This is a genomic window from Clostridium hydrogeniformans DSM 21757, from assembly GCF_000686705.1.
GTDB lineage: Bacteria > Bacillota > Clostridia > Clostridiales > Clostridiaceae > Clostridium_Z > Clostridium_Z hydrogeniformans.
On sequence record NZ_KK366006.1, the window covers coordinates 50,197 to 73,454 of the forward strand.

At 29.3% G+C, this 23,258-nt stretch carries 19 protein-coding genes; 3 read left to right on the top strand and 16 right to left on the bottom strand.

What is annotated here, in order from left to right; genetic code table 11:
- The first annotated feature begins 188 nt into the window (after positions 1-188).
- Complete coding sequence (locus BR69_RS0118925) at positions 189-698, top strand: ferritin (protein WP_027634601.1); 510 nt, start codon at positions 189-191, stop codon at positions 696-698.
- A gap of 258 nt (positions 699-956) precedes the next feature.
- Positions 957-1,787: a phosphatase PAP2 family protein gene (locus BR69_RS0118930; protein WP_027634602.1), complete on the top strand. Its 831-nt coding sequence runs from the start codon at positions 957-959 to the stop codon at positions 1,785-1,787.
- 50 nt (positions 1,788-1,837) lie between these two features.
- On the opposite strand, the gene BR69_RS0118935 is transcribed toward BR69_RS0118930, so the two are convergent.
- From BR69_RS0118935 to BR69_RS0119005, 15 genes are all read right to left on the bottom strand, one after another.
- A complete protein-coding gene (locus tag BR69_RS0118935; protein ID WP_027634603.1) occupies positions 1,838-2,575 on the bottom strand; it encodes a LytR/AlgR family response regulator transcription factor in 738 nt (245 codons plus the stop codon).
- Positions 2,572-2,928 (bottom strand): hypothetical protein, encoded by a 357-nt coding sequence (locus BR69_RS0118940; RefSeq protein WP_027634604.1) that lies wholly within the window; start codon positions 2,926-2,928, stop codon positions 2,572-2,574. Before BR69_RS0118940 ends, BR69_RS0118935 begins: the two co-directional genes overlap by 4 nt.
- An 18-nt stretch (positions 2,929-2,946) precedes the next feature.
- Positions 2,947-3,930, bottom strand: coding sequence for a flotillin-like protein FloA (gene floA, locus BR69_RS0118945; RefSeq protein WP_027634605.1), 984 nt, complete (start codon positions 3,928-3,930; stop codon positions 2,947-2,949).
- A 51-nt stretch (positions 3,931-3,981) separates the two neighbouring features.
- Positions 3,982-4,476 carry an NfeD family protein gene (locus BR69_RS0118950; RefSeq protein ID WP_027634606.1) on the bottom strand — a complete coding sequence of 165 codons (495 nt, stop codon included), beginning with the start codon at positions 4,474-4,476 and terminating at the stop codon, positions 3,982-3,984.
- A gap of 115 nt (positions 4,477-4,591) precedes the next feature.
- Positions 4,592-5,470, bottom strand: a complete 879-nt coding sequence (locus BR69_RS0118955; protein WP_027634607.1) for a sensor histidine kinase — start codon at positions 5,468-5,470, stop codon at positions 4,592-4,594.
- Between the two features lie 146 nt (positions 5,471-5,616).
- A complete protein-coding gene (locus BR69_RS0118960) occupies positions 5,617-8,031 on the bottom strand; it encodes a heavy metal translocating P-type ATPase (RefSeq protein WP_034850156.1) in 2,415 nt (804 codons plus the stop codon).
- 13 nt (positions 8,032-8,044) lie between these two features.
- Entirely contained in the window at positions 8,045-8,401 is a 357-nt protein-coding gene (locus BR69_RS0118965) for an ArsR/SmtB family transcription factor (protein ID WP_027634609.1), read from the bottom strand.
- 358 nt (positions 8,402-8,759) lie between these two features.
- Positions 8,760-9,461: a LytR/AlgR family response regulator transcription factor gene (locus tag BR69_RS21315; protein ID WP_027634610.1), complete on the bottom strand. Its 702-nt coding sequence runs from the start codon at positions 9,459-9,461 to the stop codon at positions 8,760-8,762.
- A 533-nt stretch (positions 9,462-9,994) separates the two neighbouring features.
- Positions 9,995-12,991, bottom strand: a complete 2,997-nt coding sequence (locus BR69_RS0118975; protein WP_027634611.1) for an SH3 domain-containing protein — start codon at positions 12,989-12,991, stop codon at positions 9,995-9,997.
- Positions 12,992-13,127: 136 nt separating this feature from the next.
- Positions 13,128-14,375 (bottom strand): amidase domain-containing protein, encoded by a 1,248-nt coding sequence (locus BR69_RS0118980; protein WP_027634612.1) that lies wholly within the window; start codon positions 14,373-14,375, stop codon positions 13,128-13,130.
- Positions 14,376-14,589: 214 nt separating this feature from the next.
- Entirely contained in the window at positions 14,590-15,402 is an 813-nt protein-coding gene (proC, locus tag BR69_RS0118985; RefSeq protein ID WP_027634613.1) for a pyrroline-5-carboxylate reductase, read from the bottom strand.
- Between the two features lie 61 nt (positions 15,403-15,463).
- A complete protein-coding gene (gene hypD / locus BR69_RS0118990; protein WP_027634614.1) occupies positions 15,464-17,827 on the bottom strand; it encodes a trans-4-hydroxy-L-proline dehydratase in 2,364 nt (787 codons plus the stop codon).
- A 3-nt stretch (positions 17,828-17,830) separates the two neighbouring features.
- Positions 17,831-18,730: a trans-4-hydroxy-L-proline dehydratase activase gene (locus tag BR69_RS0118995; RefSeq protein ID WP_027634615.1), complete on the bottom strand. Its 900-nt coding sequence runs from the start codon at positions 18,728-18,730 to the stop codon at positions 17,831-17,833.
- Between the two features lie 373 nt (positions 18,731-19,103).
- Positions 19,104-20,528, bottom strand: a complete 1,425-nt coding sequence (locus tag BR69_RS0119000; RefSeq protein ID WP_027634616.1) for a sigma-54 interaction domain-containing protein — start codon at positions 20,526-20,528, stop codon at positions 19,104-19,106.
- A gap of 362 nt (positions 20,529-20,890) precedes the next feature.
- Positions 20,891-21,682 (bottom strand): hypothetical protein, encoded by a 792-nt coding sequence (locus BR69_RS0119005; protein ID WP_027634617.1) that lies wholly within the window; start codon positions 21,680-21,682, stop codon positions 20,891-20,893.
- 150 nt (positions 21,683-21,832) lie between these two features.
- Between BR69_RS0119005 and BR69_RS0119010 the strand changes: the two genes are divergently transcribed.
- Positions 21,833-22,162 carry a replication initiation protein gene (locus tag BR69_RS0119010; RefSeq protein ID WP_027634618.1) on the top strand — a complete coding sequence of 110 codons (330 nt, stop codon included), beginning with the start codon at positions 21,833-21,835 and terminating at the stop codon, positions 22,160-22,162.
- Between the two features lie 221 nt (positions 22,163-22,383).
- Here BR69_RS0119010 and BR69_RS0119015 read toward each other — a convergent pair whose 3' ends face one another.
- Positions 22,384-22,920 (bottom strand): nucleoside-triphosphatase, encoded by a 537-nt coding sequence (locus tag BR69_RS0119015; protein ID WP_051623697.1) that lies wholly within the window; start codon positions 22,918-22,920, stop codon positions 22,384-22,386.
- Between the last annotated feature and the right edge of the window lie 338 nt (positions 22,921-23,258).

The following is a 23,258-nucleotide window of genomic DNA, read 5'->3' on the forward strand; positions in this document are numbered from 1 at the left end:
TTCACCACCATTTTTAAAGTTTCTAAAGAAAATTTTAGGAACTAATTTACTGAAGAAAACTCCCAGGAATAATTGTCCAGTATATTTTACATATTTATACATATATTTGTGTATAATTTGCTAATATATATATATATTGTTATAATAATATGTATTAGGAAATAATATTTTAATTAGGAGTGATAAACATGCTAAGTGATAAACTTTTGAAAGCTTTAAATGATCAACTAAACTTTGAATTTTTCTCTTCTTATACTTATTTAGCTATGGCATCTTATGCAGATGGTCAAGACTTTGGTGGTTTTGCTAACTTCTTTAGAGTTCAAGCTCAAGAAGAGTTATTCCATGCTATGAAGATCTATGATTACATAACACAAAAAGGTGGAGAGGTTAGCTTAGACTCTATAGAAAAGCCTGTAGCTAACTACGAGAGCGTTGTTGACCTATTCTCTCATGGATATGATCATGAAATGGCTGTTACAAAAAGAATATATAAGCTTGCAGACCTTGCTAATGAAGAAAGAGAGCATGCTACTATTAGCCTTTTAAAATGGTTTATAGACGAGCAAGTTGAAGAGGAAAATACTTTTAATACTATATTAAAGAGATTAAAGAGAGTAGATGGAAATCCAACTGGATTATATATGCTAGATGATGAACTTGCAACTAGAACATTTACCCCTCCAGCAGCTCAATAATTTTACTTTTTAAAATATTGTAGAATATTATATTTTAAAATAAAAAAAGACTTATGTATTCAACTCTAATACATAAGTCTCTTTTTATTTTTTAAGTCAATGAAATAAAAAATAAAATACTATCAATATTAAATCCCTAATGCCTAAAAGTTCTCAAATTACAATGTTAAGTATATTTAATTTTTTTTATTTTGTCAATGGAATTTTATGCTTTATAATATAATTATAAAATATTTTTTGCTAAAAGGAGCTTGATATATGAATATTATTACTTGGATTCAACAATTTTCTTCACCATTTTTAGACATATTTTTTAATGCATTAACTATTTTAGGGGAAGAAACATTAGGCATAGCTATATTTATTATTGTTTTTTGGACTATGAATAAAGATTATGGATATAAACTTCTATTTGCTTACCTTACAAGCATGAGCCTTAACGGATGTGTTAAGGATTTCTTTAAAACACCTCGCCCAATAGGTACTGAAGGTATAAGAAGTCTTAGAACTAAAACAGCCACAGGATATTCATTCCCTAGTGGCCATACCCAAGGTACAACTACTCTTTGGACATCTCTCTCAATTATTATAAATAAAGTATGGTTTTATATTTTATGTGGCTCTATCATTGTATTAGTTGGATTATCTCGCCTATATCTTGGTGTACACTGGCCAAAAGATGTGTTCTTTGGAATAATATTTGGTATACTCTCAGTACTCTTATCTAACTATATATATGTTAAGGGGAAAGAAAAAAATAATCCTTATTTATTTCTTTATATCCTTATCCCACTTTTAATAAGTCTTATTTTTTTTAATAGTACTGATTCAATTAAAGCTATTGCTGGTTTTTCTGGGGCCTTTATTGGTTATATATTAGAGATAAAGTATATAAACTTTACTATTCCTAAAAACATGTATAAGAAAATAATTAGATTGTTAAGTGGAATTATTATAATACTTTTTATAAAGTCTGGTTTAAAATTCTTTCTACCAAATATGGCACTCTTTCATTTTATAAGATATTTTATACTTACCTTTTTTATAGTATTCCTAGGTCCTTTAATATTTAAAAAGCTAAAAATTTAAAAATCCATGGAACCATATTCTATAATATAGTTCCATGGATTTTATTATGCCTATGAAAAAAGCCTTTTTATATCTTCATATTTTTCATGAGTTAAAAGTGCATCTTCACCTATATTTTTAAGTTTAACAACATAAGTCCATCTCCCATAGGGATAAATCTTATTTATTTTTGTTAAATTTATTATATAGGACTTATGACTTCTAAAGAATACTCTCTTATCTAACTTTTCCTCAATATCTAAGAGTCCCTCAGATGTTGTGTAGCTACTACCATCTTCTAGATATATAACAGTAGACCCCTGTTCCCTTTGTACAAGAATTATATCCTTCATGTCAAGAAAGTTTATCCCATCCTTGTTCTTTATAATAAGTCTTGTAAATCCCAACTCTTCTTTAAGAACAGGTAACTTAGGCACTTCAATTTCCGTAAGATCCCTTATTCTATCTAAGGTCTTATATATTCTATCTAGCTTAAAAGGCTTCACTATATAATCAAAAGCATATAGTTCAAAAGCTTCTGTCATATAATCACTATAGCCTGTTGCAAATATTATCTTTACAGAAGAGTCTATGTCTACTAGTATTTTGGCACACTCTACGCCATTCATCCCATCCATTTCAACATCTAAAAAAACTAAATTAGGTTTTTCTCTCTTAAAAATTTCTATGGCTGCGTCTCCTGTTGAAACTTCTCCAACAATGTCAAATCCTTTAGATTTTTCTACTGCTTTTTTAAGAATTTTTCTCATTGCTTCTTCATCATCAACTATTAGAACTTTTAAACTCAAAGTCTCTCACTCCTAAATGGACTTTTTCTTCTACTTCGTCTTTTAGCTATTCTCTTATTGTCTAAAACTTCCTTTAAAATAATGGCATTTCTTAAAGAATCCTTATCTAGGGTTATTCCTTTAGGTTCTTCTAGGCTTATATTAGATAAACTAGGTGAATTACAAACTTTTTTTTCTTCTTTCTTAAAGATATTATCTTCTTCACATTCACTATCACTTTTCTTAATCTTATCTTTCTTTAACTTAGTTATATCTTTATTAAGTCCTTTAAGCCCTTCTTTTCCAATCTTATTAATACCATTAGCTAAAAAATCTTCACTAAATCCTCCAAAGAACATTTCTAAAAGTCCCATAACTATCACCCTTTATAATTAATTATCCCTTTTATCATTTGAAGAGTTTATTTCTGATCCACCATCAGACTTTGATATACTATTTCTCATGTTTGTATCTGCTACAACATTTTGCATATCATAATAATCCATTATTCCAAGCTTTCCTTGCCTTAAGGCATCTGCCATTGCCCTTGGAACTTCTGCTTCTGCTTCTACAACAGCTGCTCTCATTTCTTGTTCACGAGCTACTGCCATTGCCCTTCTTTCTTCCGCCTTAGCCTGTGCTATATTCTTATCAGCTTCTGCTTGAAGAGTTTGAAGCTGAGCTCCTATATTTCTTCCAACATCTACATCTGCTATATCTATAGATAAAATCTCAAAGGCTGTTCCTGCATCTAATCCCTTAGATAAAACTACCCTTGATATTAAATCTGGGTTTTCAAGAACCTCTTTATGGGCTGATGCACTACCTACAGTAGTTACAATACCTTCTCCTACTCTAGCAAGAACAGTGGCTTCTCCAGCACCTCCTACTAACCTTTCAAGATTAGCTCTTACTGTAACCCTTGCCTTAACAAGAAGCTCTATTCCATCCTTAGATACTGCTGATACATTAGGTGTTTCTATAACCTTTGGATTAACACTCATCTTTACAGCCTCTAAAACATCACGGCCTGCTAGATCTATGGCAGCTGCTTTTTCAAATAAAAGTTCTATATCTGCTCTTTGAGCTGCTATTAATGCATCTACTACTGTATCTACATTACCACCTGCTAAATAGTGAGCTTCTAATTGATTAACACTGATTTGAAGTCCTGCCTTAGTAGATTTTATAAGTGGTAATATTATTCTACTAGGAGAAACTCTTCTAAGTCTCATACCTATAAGGTTTAAAATTCCTACCTTGACTCCTGCAGCAGCTGCTGATATCCAAAGTCCTAGTGGAACAAAAGTAAAGAAAAGAATTAAAAATATAATTATTACTGATGCTAAAATACTAATTCCTACTATACTGTCCATAATTACACCCCTCTTTTAATTTATTTTTTGGTTTATAATTTATTTTATTATTTATAACTTTTTTACAACTATTCTTCTTCCTTGAACTTTTATAACTTTTATTTTTTCATTAAGTTCTATAAAGTCTCCTTCAGAAACCACATCCATTCTAACTCCTTGAAAATCTGCTGTTCCAGAAGGCCTTAAAACTGAAGTGGTAGTTCCCTCTTTGCCAATAAAGTAATCTAAATCTTCTGTTCCTATATATCCTCTTTCTTTGTCTAACTTCTCCTCTAATACAACATTAGTTATTTTTCCTTTTGTAAATAGAATTAACACTATAGTAAAGGCTATACCTAATATTGCTAATATTATAATTGTAAGAATTATCATCTGGGTCACAGTATTAGCTGTTAATATTATTGCAGCTAATAAAACAATTCCTCCAAGTATTCCTGGTATTCCAAATCCTGGTATGAACATTTCTAGTATAACCAAAGCTATTCCTACAAGAAACAATATACCTTGTACAATAGTAATGCTTCCTACTAATGTTTCTATTACCATCCTCACACCGCCTCTCTTATTTAATTATTCTTTTCTTAAGTAAATAATACCTTTATTTAAATATTTTAAAATCCTTTTTCTTTAAACAATACAGTTTTAAACATTAAATGTCTAATTAACCTATTGTACTTTTAGGAAAGAAACCTTTAAATGTAGTAATAACTTCATCACTAAAAAAACTTATTTCTCCGTTATATTCTTCCACTATGTCCCTTACAATAGATAACCCCATTCCAGTCCCTTTCTCTCCTTTAGTTGTAAACCCTGTATTAAAAATCTTCCTACTTTGCTCTTCTGATATTTTAGGACCATTATTAGAAATAAGAAACTTATAGTTCTTTATATCCTCTAAAATTTCAATGGTAAGCTCCCTATTATCTTCCTTAAGATTTAAGGCATATATAGCATTATCTATTATATTAGAAAGAACCCTACAAAACTGCCAATCTGGAACTGAAAGTTCCTTAAGGCTTGTGCTTACATATAGGTTCACATTTATATGATTTTTTTCTCCATGAATAAGTTTTGCTTGAAGCAAGGCATTTATTGCTGGACTCTTAGTTTTAAGTGCCTTATTTACTCTTATTACATCTTCATATACCTTTTCTATATAATCCTTTGCTTCATCATGCTCCTCAAGTTCCATAAGGTTGTATATTATTTGAAGATGATTCACAAAATCATGCCTTTGTCCTCTTAAAGTTTTATTTAAATTACTTAAATCCTCTATAGTCTCTATAAGACCTTCACTTTTCCCACTTCTAAAAATAAATGAGTATAAAAATTTAATAGTAAAATACACATTAATTAATACTATAGATATTATTATATAAAATATGATTCCTCCACTTATATAGGTGAAACCATGATAACTTTCTTCTCCATAGGAAACTAAGTTATATAAAGCTATAATAGCCAAGGTAATTACTAAAATTAGGTTTACTATTATTGATGCAATTAATAATTTTTTTACACTTGCTTTATTTCTTTTCATATGTCACCTCTTACATAAAGCGCTTACTACTTTAATTCCTATTAATAAATTCTATTAATTGTTTACATTATTATAACATATGATTTAAAAATAGTTTGTCTAAAAAAAGGAAACCTAACAAAAGATAGGTTTCCTTTTTACTTATATTATTTTATTTTCAATATTCTCATAGAATTTAGTACTGCAATTAAAGTTACTCCTACATCTCCAAATACAGCTTCCCACATAGTAGCATACCCAAAGGCACTTAAAATTAATATTACTCCTTTAACACCTAAAGAGAATATTATATTTTGCCATACTATATTGCTGGTTTGTTTAGCTATTGTTATAGCTCTTGCTATTTTAGAAGGTTCATCTGTCATTATAACCACATCTGCTGCTTCTATAGCTGCATCTGATCCAACACCTCCCATAGCTATTCCAACATCCGCTCTAGCTAAAACTGGAGCATCATTTATTCCATCTCCTACAAAGGCTATTTTTCCATTCTTAGACTTTCTACTATCTATTTCTTCTAATTTTTCAACCTTATGCTGTGGAAGAAGTTCTGCATAGAATCTTGTAAGTCCTAGGCTCTCTGAAACTATCTTAGCAACCTTTAAACGGTCTCCTGTTAACATTATGGTGTCTTTAATCCCCAAAGACTTAAGCTTACTTATAGCTTCTTTTGAGTCTTCTTTTATTTCATCAGATATTAAAATATATCCTCCATAAACTCCATTTATAGCAATATGAATAACAGTTCCTGGCTCTTCTACTTCTTTGTATATTATTTCTTCCTTCTTCATAAGCTTGTCATTTCCAGCTAGTATTTTCTTTCCATTCATTATAGATTCTATACCAAGTCCTGAATGCTCGTAAAATGCGCTTACCTTATTCTTATCTATATTTTCTCCAAATTCAGCTACTATAGATGTTGCTATAGGATGGTTAGAATAGCTCTCTGTATAAGCAGCATATTCTAATAGTTCATTTTTATTTATCCAGTCCTCATTATTTATTTTAGTTACCTTAAATACACCTTTTGTTAAAGTTCCAGTCTTATCAAATACTACAGCTTCCACATTTTTTAATGCCTCTAAATAATTTCCACCCTTTATAAGAATACCATTTTTAGATGCTGCCCCTATACCTCCAAAGAATCCTAAAGGTATAGATACAACTAAAGCACATGGGCAAGATACCACAAGGAAAACTAAAGCTCTATATAACCACTGACTAAAATTACCATCTCCTGTTATAATAGGAGGTAAAATTGCTAATATTAATGCACATATAACCACTACTGGAGTATAATATCTAGCAAATTTAGTAACAAATTTCTCTGTAGGTGCTTTTTTAGCTGAAGCATTTTCAACTAAATCTAGTATTTTAGATATAGTTGACTCTCCAAACTCTTTAGTAACCCTTATTCTTAATATACCATTCTTATTAATAAATCCACCTAAAATCTCATCGCCTTCCTTAACATCTCTTGGAAGGGATTCTCCTGTTAATGCTGAGGTATCTACTTGAGCATTACCTTCAATTATTTTTCCGTCTAGAGGTATCTTCTCTCCTGGTTTTACTATAATTATTTCTTCTTTATATACATCATCAGGAGATACTTTTAATTCTTTATTATTTCTTATAACAACGGCATAATCTGGTCTTATATCCATTAAATCTGAAATAGACTTTCTTGATTTATTTACTGCCATGCTTTGGAATATCTCTCCTATTTTATAGAATATCATTACTGCTACGGCTTCTGGATATTCTTTTATAGCAAAAGCTCCAAGGGTTGCAATACTCATTAAGAAGTTTTCATCAAATACTTGACCTCTTCCTATATTCTTTGCTGCTTTTAATAATACATCTCCACCTACTAATATATAACTTATAAGAAAGAAAATAGTTGATACCCAATACATGTTTTTAAGAACTAATGCAGCAACAAAGAATGCACTTCCCACTGCAAATTTCATTATTTCTGAATTATCCTCTGATTCTTCCTTAACCACATCTTTCTTTTTACTAACCTTACCTCTAGGATTATTACTTATATTAATAACCTTAACTTCTGGTTCTAACTTATAAACTATATCCTCTATACTTTTTATTAAATCCTCATTTTTTGCACCCTCTTCAAACTTAACCCTAAGCTTTTTAGATACAAAATCTAATGAAGAATCACTTATTCCCTTAAGTCTTGAAACCTGTTTGTCTATTTTTCCTGCACAATTAGCACAATCTAACCCTTCTAAAAGTAAAGTAGCATTATAAGACTCCTTAGCCTTTCCATTAACTACTTTTGTAGGCTTTTTTATTTGAGGTTTTTTAGATGGTTTCTTCTTAGGTATAACCCTAACATCTGGTTCTAATTCTTTTACTATAGATATTATAGCTTCTTCTATATTCTTCGAATTCCCTTCTTCTGTTAATGAAACACTTAAAGTCTTGTTTACAAAGTTTATATTAACATCCTTTGCCCCTTCTAACTTTGATACCTTATCTTCAATTTTCATTGAACAAGAAGCACAATCTAATCCTTCTAAAACAAACTGTTTTTTAACCATTTTTTCCCCTCCTTTACTCCAATATGTGATTTAATCCTTGATGGAATATCTTTTTAACATGATCATCTGCTAATGAATAATAAATAACCTTTCCGTCTCTTCTATTTTTCACAAGTCTTGCATTTTTAAGCACTCTAAGTTGGTGAGATACAGCAGACTGACTTACACTTAAAAGTGATGATATATCACAAACACACATTTCATCTTGAAAAAGTGCACATATTATTTTAATTCTTGTACTATCTCCAAAAACCTTAAACAATTCAGCTAAATCATATAAAACTTCATCTTCTGGTAATGAATTTTTAGCTTTTTTTACAACATCTTCATGTATAATATTACATTTGCAAGCATCTATTTTATTTTCCATATCTCTCCTCCTTTAAACATATGAATATATATTCATATGTTCATTCTTATTATATTACTATTATATTATTATTTCAAGTTTAATTTACTTATATAAATGTAAATTTACTTTAACCTAAATAGGAATGATTCCTATTCGCTCAATAACTTCATATCTCCCTATTATAATCTTTAAGCTAAAAATAAGAATTACAAATATTTTTAAGGTAATATATTATATTTATAGATATCCTCTAATTTTAAGAAAGATTTTCTATAAATTACTTTTAATTCATTAAATAAAAAAGATGAAATCACCTTATATGCTTATGCCTTATGCATATAAATAATTCCATCATTTTAAACTTATATTGTAATTTCTAATTATTAGAAAGCACATACCTTATTCTTTTAACATAAGCTTTACTTACAGGTATTGTTTCATTTAAATCTTTTAAATTAACTTGTTGATTCCTATAACTATATATTCTCCCTTTACTTAATATAAAACTCTGATGACATTGGACAAAATATGATAAATCTAATTGATCTTCAAGTTCTTTAAATGTTCCATAATATTCTAATACTCCATACTTATGAACTACTCTTATTTTTCTTAAAATTTTTTCAAAATAATAAATATCTTTATATTTTAATTTATACAGGTTATCTTTAGTATTTATTATAAAGTTTCTATTATCTAAATTTAAAACCTCTAGGCTACTTATCCATTTTTCTCCCTCAGTCATAACCTCAATTATTGACCCTTCCTCTAAAGGTTTCATAATATATTGAAATGATCTAATTTTAAAAGCTTCATAGGCATATTCCCTAGTTGAACTTACTATTACTATCAATGCATTATTATTATACCTTCTAAATTCCTTTAACCTATTTATTATTTCTTTGTTATGATCCTCTAATTCTAGAAAAATCATATGTATAGTTTCTTTATGTTTTAAAATAACTTCATTAAAATTTGTGAAAAATTCAGCCTTCCACATCCTTAAATCTTTATCATTTAATATCAAATTCTCTATTAATCCAAGATTCTCTCCTATTATTAAAGCTTTACGCCTCATATATCCCCACTCACCTCTTTACCGAATGAAACTAAAAATCAAATTAAATTATTTTCATTTAATGTAAACTTAGCTATTTATTTCCCAAGATAATTATATCAAATTTTTCTAAAGTTTTACATATTTTAATTTAATATGTAATGTCCTACATATTATCATAACTTTTAATCTTAATTTCTTACCTTTTTCTTTGAAACTCCTCTAAATCTCCTAAGTTTATACCTTGTAATTTCCCACATAATAACATTGCTATTTAATTAGTTTTATACAATATTTTTAAGGTAACTATTATTTAATATCCTAAGTAACACATTAAACTATGTTTTTAATATAAAACTATGAGTTATGATTACAATAAAAAAAGGTTATCCTAAAATGCATAGATATGCATTTTAGGATAACCTTCTCTTAAATAAAATTAAACTACAATTCATGTGAAGTTTTCCCACTTGATTGTAGTTTAATCTCTCCTTTAAAATTTACATCCCTTATACCACCTAATAAAAAAATATATTGGAATTGTAAATCCTAAATTAATTTATAACTCTATTAGCCTGTATTTTAACTAATCCATAGGTAGATAACTTAGATATTTTAACACTCTCTCCTGGTTTTGGAGAATGTATAAATTCATCATTGCCTATATATATACCAACATGGGTAGGATTAGTAGGGTCACTCTTAGTTCCAAAGAAAATAAGATCCCCTTCTTTTACTGCACTTATATCTATTCTTTTTCCATTTTTTATTTGATCCCAAGTAGTTCTTCCCACTTGTATTCCAAAATGATTTAAAACATACTTAGTAAATCCTGAACAGTCAAATCCACTTGGCGTTGTTCCTCCCCAAAGATACGGAGTTCCTATAAATTTCTTTCCATAAGCCACAATCTTTTTACCAAGTTCATTCCCAGTTTCTACTTCATGATATTCTTCAACATAATCTTTATGAACATATCCTTCTTTTTTCACATCATAAGTATCAAATCTTATATTATACCAATCACCTTTTTTAGATAATATATCAAAGGTAGCCCCTGGAGTTAAATATCCTATAACAGTGCTATTCTCACTATTGCTTGACCTTACTCTTAAAGATGTTGATACATTTACAACTTTTCCTCTTTTATTTATAACAATAGTATCTTCTTTTCCCTTATCCTCTGAGCTTCCATTATTAGAATTTGAAGAACCTTTAATCTCTTCTACATAATCCCCATGGATAAATCCTGTAATAGAATTGTATTTTATCTTATACCATCCATTAGCTTTCTCAAGTATTTGAAACTCTGCTCCATTTCCTATAAATCCTAGAATACCAAAATTAGTTCCTGCATTTTCTCTTATCCTAAGTACTGAGGAAATATTTTTTACTTTTCCCTTAGAAGCTACTGAGTTATTACTATTATTGTTATTGTTGTTATTATTATTTCCTGTACCTACCTTATTACTAACATAATCTTTATGAATATATCCGGTCTTTCCATTCACATCTATCTTTACCCAAGATCCTTCAATTCCCTTTATAGATACAGTTTCTCCATTTTTAAGCCATCCTACTACATCATAGTTTGTACCAGCTCCTGATCTTATTCTTAAACCTGATGGTGCATTTTCAATTATTCCTTCACTACCGCTTTCTATAGTTCCAGATCCTTGATTTCCGCTATTGTTTCCTGTAGAAGTATCTCCACCTTGGGATATCTCTTTCACATAATCCCCATGTACATATCCTACTTTATTCTTATACTTTATCTTATACCAACCATTTTCCTTACCTAATATATCAAAAGTATCATTTTCACTTAAGCTATCAAGAATTGAAAAGTTGGTTCCTGCTCCACTTCTCATCCTTAATGCTGAAGTTACATTAACAACTTGTCCTTTACTTTCTTTATTCTCTACTACAGGTGGTGTCACTGGAGGTGTTGTTATTTCTGATCCACCATTTTTTATTATTTCTACATAGTCTCCATGTATATATCCTTCGACTCCATTCTTAGATATACGATACCATTTATCATTTTTCTCTATCACATCAAAGGTATCATTAGGATATAATACTCCTACAACATCATAACTGGTTCCAGGTCCTTTTCTCATTCTTAGGTTTGTAGTTACATTAACAACCTTTCCTTTTCCACCTGTTACTGTATTAGAATCATCTTGTCCACTTTCTATAGGCGTAAGATATTCTCCCTTCATAAACCCAGTCTTACTCTCTCCATTAATGGTTTTAAAGGTTACATTACTCCATTCACCCTTAGTGAAGTTTATTCTTACTTCTTCATCCCTATATACAAGTCCTAATATTCTACTTTCTGCTGTTGCTTCTTCTCTAACATTCACCGCACTTGCATTAATAACCTTAGCTCTTTTGTTAATCTCAGTTATTTCTCCCCTATCTTCTTCTGAAGATATTTGAAGAACCTGCTTATTTACAAATCCACTTTTTATCACTGATCCAGAAACATAACTTATATTTGCCCACTGATTAAAAGTATAATTAAGGGTTACATTAACCCTAGGATTTATTGATTCTACATATGTATTATTAAAATCCTTATAAACTGATGCTGGTGATGAGGACATTATAGTAGCCTTCTTATTAACCTTGTTAACTCCATCTATACTAAGATTGTCTACTTTTACAAATCCAGTTTTACTTCCACCGGAACTTGTCTTAAAGGTTATGTTAGCCCAGTCACCTTTAATATAATTAAGTTGCACTCTCTCATTGTTATATACAACTCCAATACTTTCTGAAGATACAGTTTTATCTCTATGAACACTTAATGTTCCTGAATAATTTACAGAGGCTCCTACGTTTCCTATGGCTCCATATATTCCTTCATTAACCTCAGTGGTAACACCACCACCATCACTCACTCCTACTGCAGACTTGAAATTTTTCCAAAGATAAGGCTTATCTTGTATCATCATCCTTGGACATATCTTTCCTGTAGCATCGTTATGAGTTATTATATTTTCTGCTGGAATATTATGTTTTTTCATAAGATATTTAGTAAGCTCTATAGCATTTTTCATAGCTACATCAAATGTACTATCTGGATTTACAGTTATCTCTATCCCAATAGTATTACTGTTATTGGCTTCTGGTCTGTTAGGCTTTACTCCCGCATATCTGTCTCCAATATGCCAACCTCTCCAGTTATCTTCTAAAACCTGAACTATATTTTTATCATCAACAGTATAATGAGCAGAAGCTTGTGCGCTTGGATGATTTGCAAAATAGTTTCTATTGGCTACAGCTCCTGCACCATAATTCCTATTGTCAGTATCATGAATTACAATATATTTGGGTTGCGTCACTACTCCTTTTGAGTAGTTTATGTCAATTAACATCTTTTTTACTTCTAATCCATTAATAAATATATTGCTCTTATAAGGATTAGAATTTAGTTTTTTATTATCTTTATTATCTTTAATATCATTTGGCATAGCACTTGCTGCTGCAGTTTGTGCTAATGTTGCTGCTAAAACTAAAGACGTGATTCTTTTAGTTTTCACTTGTCTCTCCCCTCCTTAATACTTTATTGTAAAATAATTACATTTTTAATACAGAATATTTCAATCCTATTACATATAGATAATTATACCATCTAAAGTTTTAAATAACATTAAATTCCGCAAAAAAAAATGTAAATTATTTTATAAAATCGAAAAATGTTATTTTCCTTATATAACATTCTTCATTTCCCCATGAGTTTACTAAATCTATAAAAAACCTGTTATACTTGTCGTAGGAATGTTGTGATACAAATATTCCTTCGAACCCACTATTACTAGGAGATATATAAGTTACTACTACAGAATGTCTATACCTTGTGTCAGCTTTTTTTCTTACCTGTAGCACATCCCCTATTTTTATATCACTAGGATCTAAATCAGTATAAGGTTTATGATTATTACTACCTATTCCTCTAGGTCCCTTACCAGAGCCTGTAGTTAACCTCCAAAATTCTTCTACATTTGCCCACCCTAAGGTTCCCCCATAGGTATTTCCATGCCATATTCCTTTTACCATATTAGCTCCACTATTTATATTAGATTTAGTTTTTTCTAGCTCCTTAGGTATATATCCTCCAAGAGCTGCCCATATACATTGAGATGTAAAATTTGTACAGTCATTTTCATTTACTGTATAAAATAACCTCTTCTCTAAAGGCGCTAAGGAATATTCTCTTGCATAGGATAAAAGTAAGTTTTTATTATAAAGCTCTCTTTCCTCATTAAATAAGTCTCTAAAGTTTATTTCGTCCGTTTTATTCTTTTTATTAATAATATTCTTATTATTTTCTTCATTATCTATGTTAACTTTTTTTATCTTTCTAATTTCTTCCTCCTCAACATCCTTTATGGCCTTAGTTCTACTTATTCCATCCCTTGAACTTGTTCTTCTATCCACCTTATTTTTGAAGTCATTAAACTCATCAAAAGAAGTTACTATTCCGGTTATTATCCACTTTTTTTCTTTTTTTAAAAGTTTTATTCTGTAGTCTACATTATACATACCTGAAGAAACATCTTTTGGTACATTGCTATAATGATAATCTACATTTAACATAAGCTCTACCTCTGCCTTATTTTTATCTATATTTATTTCACCTATATCTACATTAAATTCATAGTCAGTAATACTTATATTCATAGCTTTATATCTTTCTATATTTACATTATGTAATGCTGTATAAAGAAGGGTATCTTCATTACTTTCCATAATATCCTTGCAGCCTTCACAATTTAAAATCTTAAAACTGTTAAAATAGTTATTAAAGTAATTATCTATAGTTTTTACTATTTCACTTTTATCATTGCTCTTGAATCCACTAAATATAATAATAAATATGCAAGTAATAGAAATAAGAAATAAATATTTTATATTTTTATTCATCTTTTTCTCCTTGTAATTTATAGTATTTTATATTAAGCTTTGCAGATAACCTAAAAATTATGTATTCCAATAAAAAGTTATTGATTTTAATAAAAAAATATTTTATAATAATCTTGTGAAAACGTTTTAGAGTCTCTTTAAGTCAACATTACTTCCTAAAAACAAAATCCAAATACCTAATAAAACTAAAAGCTGAGGCATCGCCTCAGCTTTATTATTTCTCTGACATTTCATTAGCTTTTTTAGTACACTCTACCATCGCTTCTATGACAGTTCCTCTGAAATTATTTTTCTCTAAACTATACACTGCCTCTATAGTTGTTCCTGCTGGAGAACAAACCATATCTTTAAGCTCTCCTGGATGCTTTCCTGTTTCTAAAAGCATTTTTGCAGCTCCTATCATAGCTTGCGCCGCCATTTTATATGATTTATCTCTAGCTATTCCTTGGAGAACTCCACCATCTCCCATGGCCTCTAAAAACATATAAATATATGCTGGTGAAGATCCATTTACACATATAACTGCTTCCATAAGTTTTTCCTCTATGGTTTCAGTTTTTCCTATCCCCTCGAATATATTTATAATCTCCGTGAATTCCTTATCACTAACCTGTGTATTTTTACACAATGCAGTCATACTTTCTGATATTAATGCTGCTGTATTTGGCATCGTTCTAACAACCTTTATTTCTCTTCCAAAGCCTTTCTCAACAAAATCTATACTTATCCCTGCAGCAATAGTAACTATTATTACATCCTTTTTTACATAATCTTTTATTTCTTCTATTACATCTCCATAGACATTAGGCTTTACAGCTAAAATTATAATATCTGCTTCCTTTGCTACTGCTAAGTTGTCCTTAAAAGCTGTTCTTATCCTAAAAGCTTCCTTACACTTATCAAGACTACCTTGAAATCCATCAGAAGCTATTATGTTCTCTCCCTTAGCTATTCCACCTTTAACTATACCTCCAATTATTGCACTTGCCATATTTCCACAACCTATAAATCCTAGTATCTTACTCATTTGCACTCTCTCCTTTATATTAACCCCTATGAAGTCAACTAAGACTCCATAGGGGGCTTTCTTAAAATATCTCTTGTTCTGTTCTATTTATTATTTCATCTTGCAGGGCTTTTCCAAGGTCACAGAAATAATCACTATATCCAGCTACCCTAACTATTAAATCCTTATAAGACTCTGGTTTCTTCTGCGCTTCTTTTAAAGTATCCTTGTTTATTACATTAAACTGTATATGATGTCCATCCATCTTAAAATAAGCCCTTATTAAATGACAAAGTTTTTCAAGTCCCTCATCACCTTGAAGTACACTTGGAGTAAACTTCTGATTCAAAAGAGTTCCTCCTGTTTTTAAATGATCCATTTTAGCTGCTGATTTTATAACAGCTGTCGGTCCAAGCCTATCAGCTCCTCCAGTAGGAGATATACCTTCTGATTGTGGCTCTGAAGTAAATCTTCCATCAGGTGTTGCTCCTGTAACTTCTCCAAAGTATATATGACAGGTAGTTGGAAGCATATTTATTCTATAAGTTCCTCCTCTTATGGATTTTCTTCCATTAACTTCATTATAGTAAGTCTCAAAACAAAGCTTCATTATATCGTCTGCATAATCATCATCATTTCCATACTTAGGAGTCTTATTTAAGAATAATTGTCTTAGAGGTTCTTTATCTTTAAAGTTATTCTTTAAAGCCTCTAATAAATCCTCCATAGATACCCTCTTTTTATCGTAAACATTATATTTTAATGATGCAAAACAATCTGTTAAAGTTCCTATTCCAACTCCCTGAATATAATTAGAATTATATCTTGCTCCACCACTATTATAATCTCTTCCCTTTGTTATACAATCATCTATTACAGTAGATAAGAAAGGACATGGCATCTCCTTCATATATAATCTCTCTATTACATTATTTCCTCTTATCTTTATATTTATGAAATGATGCAGTTGAATTTTATATGCTTCAAATAATTCATCAAAAGATTTAAATTTCTTAGGATCTCCAGTTTCTATTCCTAGTTTCTTTCCTGTCATAGGATCAGTTCCATTATTTAAAGTAATCTCAAGAACCTTAACTAGATTAAAATATCCTGTTAATATATAAGCTTCTTTACCAAAAGCTCCTGTTTCTACACAACCTGAAGTTCCTCCTTCTCTTGCATCCTCTATTCTCTTTCCTTGTCTTACAAGTTCTTGACACACGGAGTCACTATTAAATACAGGTGGCTGTCCCCAGCCTTTTCTTATTATCTCTGTTCCTCTTTTTATAAAATCATGAGGGTTTTTCTTTGAAAGCTGTATATTACTATTAGGTTGTAACAATTTCATTGAATCTACTACATCTAATAGAATATAAGATACCTCATTTACTCCATCTCCTCCATCCCCACTTAATCCACCTATATTTATAGTAGCAAAGTCAGTATAAGTTCCACTTTCCTTTAATGTTATTCCAACCTTTGGAGTTGATGGCTGATTATTAAACTTAACCCACATAGATTGAAGAAGTTCCACTGCATCTTCCCTATTAATAGTTCCATTTTCTAAATCTCTTTTATAGAATGGATTTAAATGCTGATCAAACCTACCTGGACTAAAAGCATCCCATATATTCATTTCTGTTATTATTGTTAAATGTACAAACCAGTATCCTTGGATGGCTTCATGTAATGTTTCCGGTTTATTTCCTGGAACCCTATAACACACCTCAGCTATTTTTAAAAGCTCTTCTTTTCTTTTTTCATCCGTCTCTTTCTCTGCCATTTCTTTAGCTAAATCACCATGTCTTCTAGCAAAAGTCATAACTGCTTCACAGGTTATTTTCATAGCTTTAAGCTCTTCTTGCTTATCATAGGCATCCTCATCATTTAAATAGTCTAATTCCCTTAACTCCTTATCAACTAAATCTATAACCTCATAGAATCCCCTATTAAATATTTTCTTATCTCCAACTGTATGCCCTGGTCCTCTTTGCTCCATAAATTCTGTGTATACTCCAGCATAATAGCAATCCTTCCACTCCTCAGTCATTTCATTTAATATTTTATTCCTTATAGATTTACCATTCCAATAAGGAATTATTTCTTTTTCTTGTATCTCATATATATCTTCTGAAACTTTAAAAAATGTTTTTTCACGACTATCCATAACTTTTAAGTCTTCTAAAGTATGACAACATATTTCTGGATAAGTTGGCGTAGCCTTAGGCTTTGGACCTCTTTCTCCAACTATTAAATCATCCTCATCTATAAATATAGTCTTTTTTTCACATATATCCTTTAAACTTAATGCCCTAAGAACAGGTATTGATACCTTTCCATGATAAGTCTTATAAGTCTCTGTAATTATTCTTGCTCTTTCAATGGAAATACTAGGTACTGCTTCTAAGCTCTTTTCTCTTAACCTTTTAATTCTTTCACGCATAATATTTTACCCCCCAATTTTTACTTTAAAACCATTTTTCTCAAAATCCTCTTTTATTTCATCTAGCATCTTTTCACTAGGTACTTCTACATCCTTTAGTTCATATTCCTTATTTAATCTATTGTATTTTTCACTAGATATATTATGGTAAGGAAGAATGTCCACCTCCTCTATTCCTCCTGTTTCTTTTAAAAATTTTATATAATCTTCTATATCTTTTTTATTGGTATTTACTCCTGGTATTAAAGGTATTCTTACAAACACCCTTTTATTTAACTTAACTAAGATTTTTAAATTTTCTAGTATTATTTTATTATCTACTCCTATATACTCCTTATGCTTTTCATTATCTATAACTTTTAAATCATATAGAACTAAATCTACATTCTCACATACCTGTTTTAATATTTCTTCACTGGCATATCCACTAGTATCTAATGTTATATGAATTTTTCTTTCTTTACATTTTTTTATAATATCTATTAAGTCACTTCCTTGACTTAATGGCTCTCCACCTGAGAAAGTAACTCCGCCCTTTGATTCATCATAGAAAATCTTATCCTTTAGGATTTCATGAAAAACCGCGTCTGTAGTCATATGTTTTCCAATAAATTCTCTAGCATTAGTTGGGCATACTTCACAGCACTTTCCACAGCCTAAACATTTTTCTTTATCAAAAACTATATTGCCATCCTCTAAATATAATCCTCCATTTTCACACTCATTTACACAATAATTACACCCTATACATCTATCTACATAAAACATTATTTCTCTTTCAAAACTTTGACTTTCTGGATTATGGCACCACTTACACTTTAAAGGACATCCCTTAAAAAATACTGTACTTCTTATTCCTGGTCCATCATGAATTGAATACTTTTGTATATTAAAAATTATGGACATACTTCTCCCCCCAAGATTTTTATAAAAATTTACCCTATTGCCTACAATACTAATTACTATACCTACTTAAAGCCTAAAAAAATTCGTAAAATCTCAAAACTTACTTACATAGAGTTTCTTTATATTAACTCTCTATGTAGATTAAATTTATATATCTATCTCTTTAATAATATTTAAAGCAAGGTATATGCCAATTATTTCGTAACATTGATAAATAATTAACTATATTGTACAGCCCTAGTTTTTTATCACTTTAATATTTTTATAGGTATTATTTTAACTATTTCATTTAAATTACACAAAAATAGTATATATTGCATAAAATAAAGTCCCAAATTTAATACTTAAATGTATCAAATTTGGGACTTTGCACTTATTTTAATACTATTTCTTTTTCTATATTATACTTTTTCACCTTATTCTGAAAAGTTTGCTTTGGTACTTTCAACAATCTAGCTGCTTTAGAATAATTTCCCTTAGCATCTATAATAGATTTTCTTATTATCTTTTCTTCATATTCTTTTAATGTAGAAGCTAGTCCTTGTTCATATATTCCTTCATACTTAGAAAGCCTGTTATCCATATTACACTCTCTCTTTTTAACTTTTATAGAAATATCACTACTAGTTATAATGTTGTTCTCACTCCAGTTCATTGCTCTTTCAATAACATGTTGAAGTTCTCTAACATTTCCTGGCCAAGGATATTCATTAAACAAATCTAATACTTCTTCATTAACTCCCATAATACCTTTATCCAATGTGATGTTATACTTATCTACAAAAAACTCAGTTAGGACCTCTATATCTTCCTTCCTTTCCCTTAAAGGTGGTACCTCAAGAAAAATTACATTTAATCTATAATAAAGGTCATGTCTTAGCCTACCTTCTTTTAATAACTTTATGGGCTCTTCGTTAGTTGACGCAATAATTCTAACATCTAGAATCTTGGTATCCTTACCTCCAATTCTTCTAACTTCTCCTTCTTGTATAAACCTAAGAAGTTTTCCCTGAAGTTCTATATCCATAGAGTTAATCTCATCTAGAAATAAAGTTCCTCCACTGGCAAGTTCTAAAAGTCCCATATTACTCTTTGCCCCTGTGTAGCTTCCTTCTTCCGTTCCAAACAATATGGCCTCTAACAAATTATGAGGAATAGCTGCACAGTTTTGAGCTATAAATGGAAACTTACTTCTTAATTTATTCCCATTATGAATGGATTGCACAAGGAGCTCCTTTCCTGTTCCTGTCTCACCATAGACTAAAACAGGAGATGGACTTTTACATATCTTTTTACAATCTTCTATAAGATTTTTCATTACATGGCTTTTATAAATTATATCTTCAAAATTATATTTAGCCCCAGAAGTATTTTTTTCTTTTCTCTCTCCCAATCTCTCTCTATTAATTTCTTCTTCAAGACTAAGTATTTTTTGAGATAATTCTGATACTAAAGTAAAATCCTTAAATATTTCAAAGGCTCCTATAAACTCTCCTTTTTCAAAAATAGGTATGGTGGAGGTAACAACACTCACTGTTTTCCCTAAATTATTCTTATATTTTTGTATCCTATTTATAATAGGTTTATTATTCTTTATTACTTGGTAAAAGGAGCTTGTTCCTTCTGTTAAATAAGGAAAGATTTCAAGTATATTTTTCCCTAAGGCTTTTTTATTTCCTATACCGGTTATGTTATTTATGGATTCCTTATAAAATGTTATACCCCCTACCTTATCCGTAATTATTATTCCTTCTCCTGAGTTTTCCACATAAGCCTCTAATATGTTTTTATAATCCACCTTTTATCCACTCCATTTTAAATTACTGCTTCTAAACTTCTATAAAATAATACTAAATCCTTTATTAACTAAAAATTTATTAATAAGTCTTAAATTCTGTAGGGTTTTTGATCAAAACTTATCTTATATACTACTTAATATCTAAGATTTTAAAGGATTTAAGTGCATATATAAGTCAATATTCAAGCTAAAAACCCTATATATATGGTTTTTTAGTTTTAAATTTAATTCATCTCCCTAAGTATCTCAAGATAAATCAAGGATATCCTGAATAAATAAGTTAAAGAATTATATTAAAACCCTATAGCCTTAGTATATACATTGTTAACTCCTATAACCTTACCTTTATTTCCACTTATATATTAATGCTTTTTAGGAAAATCCGTCTCTAAAATACTTCCCCTAAGTCCATCTATTAAAATCCAACTATTACATCTACTTTTTACTATAAGCTCTTCTTTAATTGGATTTATAAGAACAATAAATTTTATTAAATTTGGGTTCATCATTACATCAATTGGTAAATTCACCTTTGTTTTTTGGTTAAACAAGTAATTTACTACAAAAACATGATTATAAGCTACAAAATAGGTATCTATTAAATTTAGATTTCTATACTCCTTAATAAAATTTAATTCTTCCCCAATCTCTTCATAGGATACTTTAAAATACCTCTTCCTTAAAAGTTTATCTACTTCCTCTCTTATTAAACTCCTATAATCTTGGGTAAAAACTATATTACTATTAGAGTTTATGAATTTCTTTATATCATTTAAAAATAAGGCTGCTACTTTTCTAATATCATGTATTTCTTTTCTACTTCCTAAGTTTTTATTATCTATTCTTGTTCTTAGTATTATGTCTTTTTTATACTGATCAACGAGTTTTATATATCTCTTTATTTCTTCTATTCCTTTTAATATATCTTTTTTTATAATACCGTAACTTAACACTAAGGTTAAATCATATACACTCTCTCTTACCACTTGAAAAACTTCCTCTTCTGCGTCATACAGTAATAATAATATGGTACATACTTCTCCATATATTATAAATCCATCTTCTTCACTATTCTTTACAAATTTTATCTTATGGCATTTTAAAGCTTCCTTTAATATCTCCTTTGGTAAAAATAAATCTTCAATTTTAGCCACGGAGTCCCCCCCAATCATTTTATTGCTAATATATGTATATGACTAATTTGGTATTTAAATTTATATATTTGAACATAATTTATATATATCTATATACAAATTTAAATTTTCCCCTTATAATAATATGATAAAATTTAAAGTGGTGAAGTTATGATAAAAAAAGTATCAATAAATAGAAAAAACAAAAGTTCAAACATCAATTTACCTACTCCAGAATTTCAATCTGTCTATGGTAAATTACTATTCCTATACCTAAAAAGACACTGCCGTACTGGTAATACTCAGGTATATTTAGAAGACCTAAAGGAAATTTTAATGGCTCCTAAATTAGCTCACACTTACTCTAACTTAAGGCTTAGAGTTTTAGATAGAATAATAGTTGAGTTCGATGAAATAGATAGTCCTTTAAAATTTCAATATGAAATTTTAGAAGAAGGTGAAAGGGTATTAATTAAGTTTAAAATACTAGGAGACTTTTAATAAAAATAAATCTACCTATATATTAAACTTAACTTATACCTTTAAATGATACTTGAACTAATAAAAAGAGATTAACTCTATTAAAGTTAATCTCTTTTTATTTTGCTAAGTGTTATGTTTTCTCTACCTTTAGGTATAAGCAATATGGCTCAAATCACTTATACCTTTAAATGCTAAACCATTATTAAGGCTTTATAGTATCCTCTTTATAAATAAAGAAGCTATAAACTAAAATTAATATTTGATTTTTTAAGAATTTCCTTGATTTCATCTTCTATATATTCCCTATTACTAAGAGTAACCTCTATAGTTACTACATCTTCCCTAGATTTTATCTCCTTTAGGAATCTTGTATCAAAAGGTTTAATTACTCCTAATACTACCTTATTACTATTAAGAACCTTATTTACCATAGCTTTAAATTCTTCTGCTCTGTCTTCTAATCGTCCAAGCTCGTCCATAATTATTAAGTCCTTATTTAGACTATTCATTAAAATATCTACTCCTTGGACATTAAAAGTTCTATCCATAGAAATTAATTTATAACTTCCATCTATATATTTAAATTCACCTATTGTTCCCTTTATTTCTCCATCTAGCATGGATATTATATTAAATGTTTTCTCTTCACCATTTAATATATGTTCTTCTTTAAATCCGCCTATACTACATGAAACACTATTTACTATTTTATTTATTATAGTAGATTTTCCTACTCCACTACTTCCATAGAGAAAAACATTCTTAATGTTTCTCACTCCTTTTTATAAATAAGTTTAATATACTTATATTTATATTGTTTTTACAAGAAAATATTAGCATATTCTCAATAAAACTTCAATGTTTTTTGTAAAAAAAGTAAAAAATATGAAAAATATTGTGACATCTATATTTTTCGTTCATTTTATAAATCCCCACTTTTCTCTTTATATCCCTTAGTATATCTTCTTTGGTAATTATTTTTATACAGAATATTACTAAGGAACTGATTATTATTATTCTTATAAACTAATAACCCATTATGAGAAATTCTTTTAATATATCCCTCTCCCATCTTCTATATTAAATTTCTTACGATTATAAAAAAATTTTTTAA